Origin of the sequence: Veillonella sp. 6_1_27 (genome assembly GCF_000163735.1) — a bacterium.
GTDB classification, from domain to species: Bacteria; Bacillota; Negativicutes; order Veillonellales; family Veillonellaceae; genus Veillonella; species Veillonella parvula_A.
The window spans coordinates 18,969-29,400 of the sequence record NZ_GG770217.1 but is presented as its reverse complement, the minus strand read 5'-3'; the positions used below and the strand labels follow the sequence as shown (position 1 = coordinate 29,400).

The window sequence follows — 10,432 nt, the reverse complement described above, 5'->3', positions numbered from 1 at the left end:
CCGTGAATTTGCAGACATAAGTACATTAGAAACAGAGGATTTATCTATTTTCTTTGCTCACCCGTACTCGCCTGGGGAACGCGGTTCAAATGAACGACATAACGGACTATTACGCCGCTTTATCCCAAAAGGAACGCCCATAAAGACTGTGTCAGAAGAAACGATTCAGCGGGCGTTAAATTGGTGCAACAATTTACCCCGAAAGCTGTTGGATTACCAAACGCCTCAAGAAGTCTTCATTGAAGAAGTTAATAAAGTTATGGATTTACAGAGTGTTCAATTTCATATTGCAATTTAAGAACTAAATATAGTAATTAAAATGATGATTTCGTTATAACATTCTTGTAGTGTTATCCGATGTCGTAAAGGAAAAAGGTTCCGTAGGAAGTTGATGGTCGATAAGCCTCAACTGAAATACGGAACCTTTTTTCTTTTAATTGTAGTGTCCCTTTATAAGACAACTAATATTTATGTATGATATAATGTTAAAAATGAAAAATAGATGAATTTATGCGGGTGTTGTAAGGAGTAAATTAAATGGAGAATGTAGAATGTATTTTTAATTCAATAAAATTACATGAACATCAACAAGATGAGAAGTGTTATTTTGATCCTATTCGTTACTTTTTGGTTCAGAAAACTCCGGAGGAAGAAGTTCGACAAAAAACAATTATATTTTTACAAAAGAAACTTGGTATACCGATTGAACGAATTCGTGTAGAAGAACCTATGTGCCATGTGAAGAACGGTTTACGAGGTAGAGCAGATATCGTCGTTTATCGTGATGATAACCAAGAAGAAGTTTTATTGGTAATAGAGTGTAAAGCTTCTCATATTGATGTTGAATGTAATATGGTATTAGATCAAGCGATAAGATATAGGGATGTATTAGATGCTGAATATATCATGCTTATTAATGGTATCAATGCTGTGGTTTATCAATTTAAGAATGGTAGATATAAAGAAGTCAATAAAATTCCGACTTATCAAGAGCTTTTAAAATCTAAAGTGAAGTTTATTAAGGCAAACAAAGATAAACCATATACGTTTGAGGATATCAAATCAAAAAGGTTGCAAAATAAATTTTTGAATATGGGATATATCGGGGAGGATAGTCCTGAAGAAAATTATGAGTTTTACCTTAATTTTTTAAATTTACTATTATTAAAGAAGATTTCATCTCCGAAGATTTTAGAAAAAATAGGTGTAATGGAAGATTGCTTTAGAGGCTTCACTTTTTTTGGAAACAGAGGAGGAGGGTCTTATCAAAATTGGACACGTTTATTTATCGCCCAGGATTATGAAGGGAAAGATCAGGTTTTGGGGATTAGTATATGTGCTACCGCACATACTGAAAATGATCCCCATTGGGGCAATAGCATCGGTAGAACTCAATTGAATATATCTATAACAAATAAAGAGACTAGACATCATTCATTACAGTTGAATTTGGATAAATTTTGTCAGTTTGATAGCGATACTAATATGATTGAAATTACACACAATGGTGCTATAACAAGAGGGCGAGATGGAGCGTTACCTAAAAAAGAATTACTTGCTTATGTTCAAAAAAGAGCTCCTGAATTAGTAAAAAATGATAGAATACATTTAGGTTGCCTAGATAGGTCTCGTTTGTTAGAGTGGCGAAATCCTAATGTACAATCCTTTATAAGAAATTTGTTACGTTATGCTGTACTTCGTGATGGATTTAGATCAGAATATAAAAAATCAAAGTAATATTATTAATAAAAGACCATTCATCGAATGGTCTTTTTGTTTTTACATAAAAAACTTAAAAGTTCAAAATTAATTACCCGCTATAAAGCTAATATTTATCTGTGTTTATTCCATATAAATCAAATTAGTCAAAATAAAAGTCAAAAAATTACACTTTGATATATTGACTTTTTGACTTTTGAGGGTTATTATAATGTCGTAGGGTAAATAAACCCAGTAAAAATAGTATTAGTCAAATAGTTAAACTCTATGATGTATGAGGGGGTAATATATATGAACAACAACTTTAATAACTTTGGTAATGAATTTTCTAGCATGAATGATTTGTTTAATCAATTGATGGGTAATATGGGTGGTTATTCCACGGAACGACGTAGTTATAAGATTAATGGTCGTGAAGTAACTCCAGAAGAGTTTGCGTTTTATCGTCAAACTGGTCGCTTACCATCTAATGAAGAAATGCAAGCTGCTCAAGCTGCGCAACAAGGTAAAATTAAACAAGATGGAATCCTTGCTCGTTTGGGGACAAACTTAACTCAACAAGCTCGTGATGGTAAACTTGATCCTGTCATTGGTCGTAACAAAGAAATCCAAGAAACAGCAGAAATCTTAGCACGTCGTACTAAAAATAATCCTGTACTTGTAGGTGATGCTGGTGTTGGTAAAACTGCAGTAGTAGAAGGCTTGGCACAAGCTATTGTAAATGGTGATGTTCCAGCAGCTATTAAAAATAAAGAGATCATTTCCATCGATATTTCCGGATTGGAAGCTGGTACTCAATACCGTGGTTCTTTCGAAGAAAATATTCAAAACCTTATTAAAGAGGTAAAAGCCGCTGGCAATATTATTTTGTTCTTCGACGAAATCCACCAAATTTTGGGTGCTGGTTCTACCGGTGATGGTCAAGGCTCCAAAGGCTTGGCAGATATCTTAAAACCTGCCTTGTCTCGTGGTGAAATGACTGTAATTGGTGCTACAACACAAGATGAATACCGTAATACAATCATGAAAAACGCGGCTCTCGCTCGTCGTTTTAATGAGGTAAAGGTAAACGCGCCATCTGCAGAGGATACTTTCAAAATCTTACAAGGCATTCGTCCATTGTACGAAGCGCATCATAATATTGAATTGCCAGATGCGGTGTTGAAAGCAGCTGTAGATTATTCCGTACAGTATATTCCACAACGTAGCTTGCCTGATAAAGCCATTGATTTAATCGATGTAACAGCAGCTCACTTGGCATCTCAACATCCTGTAACAGATATTAAAACATTGGAAGCAGATATTGCTGATGCTAAAGCAAAACAAGAGGAATATGCTCAAAAAGAAGACTATGAATCTGCGATTAATGAAAAAATGCGTATTCAAAAGTTACAAGCAGAGCTTGATAACCATACAGAAAATCAAAAGGTAGTGGCTAAGGTTAACGATGTAGCAGAAGCCGTTGAAAGAATGACAGGTATCCCTGTATCTCAAATGGGTGCATCCGATATCGAGCGCTTGAAAGACATGAAATCTCGTTTAGAAGCTCATGTAATTGGTCAAGATAAAGCAGTAGAAGCTGTATCTAAAGCAATTCGTCGTAACCGTGCAGGCTTTGACGAAGGCAACCGTCCAATCGGTAGCTTCTTATTCGTAGGTCCTACTGGCGTTGGTAAAACAGAATTAGCTAAACAATTAGCTCTAGATATGTTTGGTAACAAAGATGCAATCATTCGCTTGGATATGTCCGAATATAGTGATCGCACAGCCGTATCTAAATTAATCGGTGCTACAGCTGGTTATGTTGGTTATGAAGATAACTCTAACACATTGACTGAACGCGTACGTCGTAATCCTTATTCCATCGTATTATTCGATGAAATCGAAAAAGCAGACCCTCAAGTTATTACATTACTTTTACAAGTATTGGACGATGGTCGCTTAACAGATGGTCAAGGTAACACAGTAAACTTTAAAAATACCGTTATCATCGCTACATCCAATGCGGGTTTTGGTTATGGTAATGACAATGATGATGAAAATAAAGTAGATGTAATGGAACGCATCGCTCCATTCTTCCGTCCAGAGTTCTTGAATCGCTTCAACGCAGTTATCGAGTTCAATCAATTGAGCAAAGAAGATTTGAAAAAAATTGTAGATTTGATGCTTGATCAAGTGAATAAAACTTTAGCTAAAAAAGATATCACTCTTGATGTAACAGATGCAGCTAAAGAATTGTTGATGGAACAAGGGTATGACAAAACTATGGGCGCTCGTCCATTACGTCGTGTTATCGAATCTGAAATCCGCGATAATGTAACTGATTTCTACTTGGATCACATCGATGCTAAACACTTGCTTGCCGATGTTAAGGATGGTCATATTGTAATCTCTGAAAAAGCAGATTCCGATGATAGCAAAGACCAAGATAAGGCTGAGAAATAAATAATAGACGTAAAAGTGTCGGAATAATCATTTGACAAATCTGAATAAAGTAGTAATATTAATAGCATAATTATATAGTGAGTATGCAAGGGAGCCTATTATATAGGCTGAGAAAGGGCTGCGAGCACCTGACCTTTATACCTGATCGGGATCATGCCCGCGTAGGAAGCACGCTAATACTTAATATGGGTATCGATCATTTTGTTCGATACCCATTTTTGCATACCTAACTATATATGTCTTTTATATAGGAGGATGTAAAAATGTTTATGACACAATTGGAATCGGCTGTGGCTGGTGTAGTTACGAAGGAAATGAAAGTTGTCGCGGAAAAAGAACGTATGGATGAAGAGGTATTACGTTCCCTAGTGGCCTCAGGCAAGGTTGTTATTCCTTGTAACAAGCAACATACTAGCATTTCGCCAGAGGGGATTGGTAAGCGTCTTAGAACTAAAGTCAATGTTAATTTAGGTACATCAAAAGACGTTACTGATTATGATAGCGAAATTGAAAAGGTTAATCGAGCTATTCGACTTGGAGCAGAGTCAATCATGGATCTTTCAACTCATGGTGATACTCGTATTTTTAGACGTAAATTAATCGAGACATCACCAGTAATGATTGGTACGGTGCCTATTTATGATAGTGTCATTCATCATCAAAAAGATTTAGGTGAATTAACGGCTCAAGACTTCTTGGACACTATCCGATTACACGCTCAAGATGGTGTAGATTTTATTACTATCCACAGTGGTATTACGAGAAAAACAATAGATCAAATCAAGAATCATAAACGGTTGCTTAATATTGTTAGCCGCGGAGGTAGTTTGGTATTTGCGTGGATGAGCATGACAGGCCATGAAAATCCATTCTACGAATACTATGATGAAATCTTAAAGATTTGCAAAGAATATGATGTTACGTTGTCTTTAGGTGATGCTTGTCGTCCAGGTTGCTTGGCGGATGCCACTGATGTGTGCCAAATTGAAGAGCTTGTAAGGCTTGGTGAATTGGCAAAACGAGCGAAACAATATGGTGTACAAGCTATGATTGAAGGACCTGGGCATGTACCTTTACATCAAATACAAATGAATATGGAGATACAAGAGTCCTTGTGTGATGGAGCGCCATTCTATGTGTTGGGACCGCTCGTCACAGATATTGCTCCAGGCTATGACCATATTACGGCTGCTATTGGTGGCGCTGTAGCGGGTATGTATGGTGCATCCTTCTTATGCTACGTTACACCAGCGGAACATTTAGCCTTACCAAATGCAGATGATGTAAAAGACGGAATTATGGCTTTCAAAATAGCGGCGCATGCTGCAGATATTGCTCGTGGTATTCCTAATGCAAGAGATATAGATGACACTATGGCTAAGGCACGTCAAGTTCTCGATTGGAAGGCACAATATGCTTGTGCCCTTGATCCTGAACGGGCTCGTTCTATTCGTGAAAGTAGAGCACCGGAGGAAGACCATAGTGAAACCTGTTCGATGTGTGGCAAGTTTTGTGCTGTACGCAGTATGAATAAAGCTTTACAAGAAGAATATATTGATATTTTATAAGCTTTTTCATATGGGAGGTCATTATGGATTTGATTGTTAATGGAGAGCCAAAGTATGTTGTAGGTGAGCAACTTCATTTGATTCTTGATGAATTAGGCTATTCTGGTAAACACTTTGTAGTTGAGCTTAATGGAGAGATTCTTAGTAAGGAAGCATATACAACCACTAAATTAACGGCTGCTGACAGATTAGAAATCGTTAGCTTTGTAGGAGGTAATTGATATATTGGATACATTTACTATAGGTAATATTGGGGTAGGGCCTATTTTTTCTACACAAACAAAACCCAATGCTAATCCTGTAGGCATTTCTTATATATATTGGGCAAAGCAGTTTAGTAAGGCTCCCATTGTTGCTATTGGGGGCATTAAAACCACAAATGCTGATACCGTTTGGCAAGTGCATCCCGATTTTATTTGTGCCGTTTCTGAAATAACAGAATCGGATAATATACAAAATACTATTTATGAGCTCATGATGGGATATAGTAGGGTCAGATAAAAAAGAGTATACATACAAACCACAAGATTTTAATCTTGTGGTTTTTGTATTTATAAAATAATTTTGTAGATTTGATAAATATCCTTGCTAAGATATAGGTTTATTTAGTATAATCGTATCATTAAATTCGATATTCTATAGAATTTATAAAATAGATGAAGATGGAGAGGTAATAGTATATGTCTCATTATGTAGATTTAAATAGTGATTTAGGCGAAAGTTTTGGTAATTATACATTAGGTATGGATAGTGAAGTATTAAATCACGTAACAAGTGCTAATATTGCTTGTGGTTGGCACGCTGGAGATCCTCTTATTATGGATGCGACTGTCCGCATGTGTAAAGAAAAGGGCGTAGCCGTAGGGGCACATCCTGGTTATCCAGATTTGATGGGATTTGGCCGTCGTGCGATGGCAGTAAATCCTGCGGAGGCAAAAGCCTATATGATATACCAACTGGGCGCACTACAAGCTTTTTGTGATAGCCATGACCTTATTTTACAGCATATGAAGTTACACGGTGCCTTTTACAATACAGCTTGTGTTACGCCTGTAATAGCTGATGCAATTTTAGATGGTTTACAAGCAGTAAATCCCAATATTGCGGCTATGGTATTGAGCGGTAGCTATATTGCTCAAGAGGCACAGCGACGAGGTATTCCTGTTATACAGGAGGTGTTTGCCGATCGTGGCTACACAGAGGAGGGAACATTGGTTCCTCGTACAGAAGTAGGTGCTTTCATCAAAGACCCACAAGAGGCTTTAGACCGAGTTCTCATGATGGTTACAAAGGGGAAGGTTGTTACTAATACGGGGAAGACCATTGATATTGTGGCTGACTCCATATGTGTTCATGGAGATAATCCTGAAGCGATAGCTTTCACAAAGTATATTCGGGAAGGGCTATCAAAAGCTGGTATAACGGTGGCGAATTTTCAACACCGATAACACTATTAAGAACATTAAAATAAATGCTTAATTAATACTAACAGAAAATACGAATATAAGTATTAAAAGCAAGTATGAGCTTTAAGCAATAAGTATGACATAGATTAATTATTATTTTGGAGGTTCCTATGAAACCAATTACAGGTAAAGCGAGTTTCTCTGTCCTATTAGGGGCAGCTTTCTTAATGGCCACGTCATCTATTGGGCCTGGCTTTATGTTGCAAACAGCAGCGTTTACAAATGAGCTGAAAGCAGACTTTGCATTTGCTATCGTTATATCCGTTATTTTCTCTATTATTGCACAGCTTAATGTGTGGACAATTATTGGTGTATCCCAAATGCGCGGTCAAGATATTGCGAATAAGGTATTACCAGGCCTTGGGTATATAGTGGCATTTTTAATTTCCCTTGGTGGATTAGCCTTTAATATCGGTAATATTGGTGGTGCTTCTATGGGCCTCAATATTATATTTGGTATCGACACAACAACAGCAGCGGCTATTAGTGGTATTTTGGGCATCTTACTATTTACATCTAAGAAGATGGGTGGTGTTCTAGATAATACGGCTAAAGTACTCGGTACGGTTATGCTCGTCCTCATTGCTTATGTAGCATTTTCAACGAATCCCCCGGTAGGGACAGCAGTGACTCATGCGATAGTACCTACGAATTATCCGTGGCTTGCTACGATAACTCTTATTGGAGGGACCGTAGGTGGCTATATAACATTCTCTGGTGGTCATCGCCTTATTGATGCTGGTATTACAGGTCAAGAACATTTAAAGGATGTACGTCGTGCAGCGATTATGGGCATGTCTGTTGATGCGCTAGTTCGTATATTATTATTCTTAGCTGTTCTTGGTGTGGTATCTATGGGATTTGTACTAGATGCTAAGGATCCAGCTGGCTCTGCTTTTCTTTTAGGAGCTGGTGAAATCGGGCATAAATTATTCGGTATAGTGTTCTTCTGTGCCGCATTGACCTCTGTAGTAGGGGCTGCCTACACATCAGTATCCTTCTTAAAAACATTGTTTAAGGTGGTAGAACGAAATGAAAAATTGACTATTATGGCATTTATCTTTATTTCTACATGTATCCTGATTTTTATTGGTAAACCAGCATCTCTATTGATTTTAGCCGGTTCTGTAAATGGGTTAATATTACCTGTTACATTGGCAGTTATGCTTGTCGCAACTCATAAATCTGAAATCGTAGGAACATATAAACACAATAAACTTTTATATTATACAGGGTGGATTGTAGTGCTCGTAACATCTTACATTGGTGTTACATCTTTAAAGGGCATTGCTAAGTTACTAGGTTAATTAATTATCTGTGAAAGCACCATTACGTTCGTCTTGAATGTGATGGTCCTTTCTAGTTATAGTAGGAGGTACATATGAAACCTACAATTTCACCTGTAGGGGATTGCGCTATCTCTATTGATTTTGGTCAAGCAATCGATCCAAAGATTAATCGACAAATCCGACAAGTTATAGAGCAGATTAAACTCTTACAGCTAGATGGAATTATTGAACTAGTTCCTACATACTGTGCATTGCTTGTTCAATATGATGCAATGGTATATACGTATACCGACATTTGTGGAACTCTTAATCCTATATTACAAGAATCTGTAACAGACAGCGCAAATGAACGTGTTACGATTGTTGAAATCCCGACCATATACGGTGGCGAGTATGGTCCAGATCTAGGCTTTGTAGCCTCTCACAATCATATAAGTGAAGCTGAGGTTGTATCCATTCATAGTGGTACTGATTATTTGGTTTATATGTTAGGTTTTATTCCTGGTTTTACTTACTTAGGTGGAATGGATCCTCGCATTGCAACTCCGCGGTTGTCTTCGCCAAGAATTTTGATTCCTGCCGGGTCTGTAGGTATTGCAGGAGAACAGACTGGCACATATCCATCAGATTCTCCAGGGGGATGGCAGATCATTGGGTGCACACCTGTGACTATGTATGATATGTCTAAAAAACAAGCTGCATTATTAAGAGCAGGGGACTACGTTCGTTATGTGCCCATCGATGATACTGAATTTTATCGCATCAAATCCTTAGGTTCAGCTTATGCTCCTGTTGTACATGAAGTAGAGGTAGGTGATTTGCGTGGCTTTAAATAGTTTTAAGAAAGCTTCAATCCACGTAGATGGACCAGGGATGTATACAACGATTCAAGATGCAGGACGAGTCGGCTATCAACAATATGGTATGCCTGTAGCGGGGCCTATGGATAGTGAAAGCTATCTATTGGGGCAGGCTTTAGTAGGAAACAAGGAGCCTTTAGGTGCTTTAGAATGCACCGTGCTACCGCCTACACTAACGGTTCAAGGTACATGTATTGTTGCTTTTACAGGGGCTGATATGCATCCCACTATTAATAATATAGTCGTGCCTCGATACATACCTTTTATATGTCACGAAGGAGATATTATTTCTGGTAGCTTTAGCCAATGTGGCGTGCGTATGTATATTGCTTTCTCAGGCGGTATTGATGTTCCTGCTATTAATGGTAGCGTATCCACTCATACAAAGGCTAAGATAGGTGGCCTTGAGGGGAGACCGTTACAAACAGGTGATCAGTTTGGCATTAATGCATTTACTAGAGACGAAGTGAATGTGTGCGACTTCTATGATGGTCATAACTTATTCAATATCGCCTTATATAACCGCGGCGGCCGTGAGTGTCACGAACCTTTGCGTGTAGTACTAGGGGAGCAAGCAAAGTATTTTACAGAGAAAGGAATCAAGACCTTTGGTAGTAAAATATATACATTGACTGTACAATGTGATCGTATGGGCTTTCGCTTGGATGGCCCTGTTATAGAGCATATAGATGGTGCGGATATTATCTCCGATGGCGCTGTATTTGGTTCTATCCAAGTTCCTTCTGATGGAAACCCTATAGTACTCATGGCAGATCGGCAAACAACAGGTGGCTATACAAAGATTGGTACTGTGATTACGGCAGATTTACCTAGGTTAAGCCAATTACCAGTGGGGGATGGAATTCATTTTGATATCATATCTGTCGAAGAAGCACAAGCGATATATCGTACATATATGAAACGCTTACATAAGCGCATACAATTAGCACACGAACAAAGTGTATATGCCTTTAATGTAACTTAATTGGTTTTCCCTATTTAATTATATAAACTAGCAATAAAGCTATCTTGTAGATTGTTATTTCTATGAGATAGCTTTTTGTTATGTAATGTAAGATGAATTG

General features: G+C 37.7%; 10 protein-coding genes and 1 riboswitch. All 10 genes read left to right on the top strand.

Translation table 11 applies throughout. The annotated features are described in order from the left end of the window. Positions 1-298, top strand: a 298-nt coding sequence (locus HMPREF0874_RS07150; RefSeq protein ID WP_008602707.1) for an IS30 family transposase, incomplete at its 5' end; no start/stop codon positions are given. Positions 299-537: 239 nt separating this feature from the next. Further along, positions 538-1,737, top strand: coding sequence for a type I restriction enzyme HsdR N-terminal domain-containing protein (locus tag HMPREF0874_RS07145; RefSeq protein ID WP_004695640.1), 1,200 nt, complete (start codon positions 538-540; stop codon positions 1,735-1,737). Between the two features lie 273 nt (positions 1,738-2,010). Continuing rightward, the gene (locus HMPREF0874_RS07140; protein ID WP_008602705.1) at positions 2,011-4,164 is read left to right on the top strand and encodes an ATP-dependent Clp protease ATP-binding subunit; all 2,154 of its coding nucleotides are present in this window, start codon (positions 2,011-2,013) and stop codon (positions 4,162-4,164) included. A 77-nt stretch (positions 4,165-4,241) separates the two neighbouring features. Beyond that, a riboswitch (TPP riboswitch) is annotated at positions 4,242-4,349 on the top strand. 78 nt (positions 4,350-4,427) lie between these two features. After that, on the top strand, positions 4,428-5,732 hold the full coding sequence (gene thiC / locus HMPREF0874_RS07135; RefSeq protein ID WP_008602703.1) for a phosphomethylpyrimidine synthase ThiC: 1,305 nt from the start codon (positions 4,428-4,430) through the stop codon (positions 5,730-5,732). 23 nt (positions 5,733-5,755) lie between these two features. Further along, a complete protein-coding gene (thiS, locus tag HMPREF0874_RS07130) occupies positions 5,756-5,953 on the top strand; it encodes a sulfur carrier protein ThiS (protein ID WP_008602700.1) in 198 nt (65 codons plus the stop codon). Positions 5,954-5,957: 4 nt separating this feature from the next. Continuing rightward, positions 5,958-6,233, top strand: coding sequence for a thiamine phosphate synthase (locus tag HMPREF0874_RS07125; protein WP_008602698.1), 276 nt, complete (start codon positions 5,958-5,960; stop codon positions 6,231-6,233). A gap of 179 nt (positions 6,234-6,412) precedes the next feature. After that, positions 6,413-7,180 carry a LamB/YcsF family protein gene (locus HMPREF0874_RS07120; RefSeq protein ID WP_008602696.1) on the top strand — a complete coding sequence of 256 codons (768 nt, stop codon included), beginning with the start codon at positions 6,413-6,415 and terminating at the stop codon, positions 7,178-7,180. Between the two features lie 128 nt (positions 7,181-7,308). Further along, positions 7,309-8,505, top strand: coding sequence for an NRAMP family divalent metal transporter (locus tag HMPREF0874_RS07115; RefSeq protein WP_008602694.1), 1,197 nt, complete (start codon positions 7,309-7,311; stop codon positions 8,503-8,505). 74 nt (positions 8,506-8,579) lie between these two features. Then, a complete protein-coding gene (gene pxpB / locus HMPREF0874_RS07110) occupies positions 8,580-9,323 on the top strand; it encodes a 5-oxoprolinase subunit PxpB (RefSeq protein ID WP_039965324.1) in 744 nt (247 codons plus the stop codon). Between the two features lie 37 nt (positions 9,324-9,360). Then, positions 9,361-10,332: a biotin-dependent carboxyltransferase family protein gene (locus HMPREF0874_RS07105; protein WP_264467418.1), complete on the top strand. Its 972-nt coding sequence runs from the start codon at positions 9,361-9,363 to the stop codon at positions 10,330-10,332. Positions 10,333-10,432 lie beyond the last annotated feature (100 nt).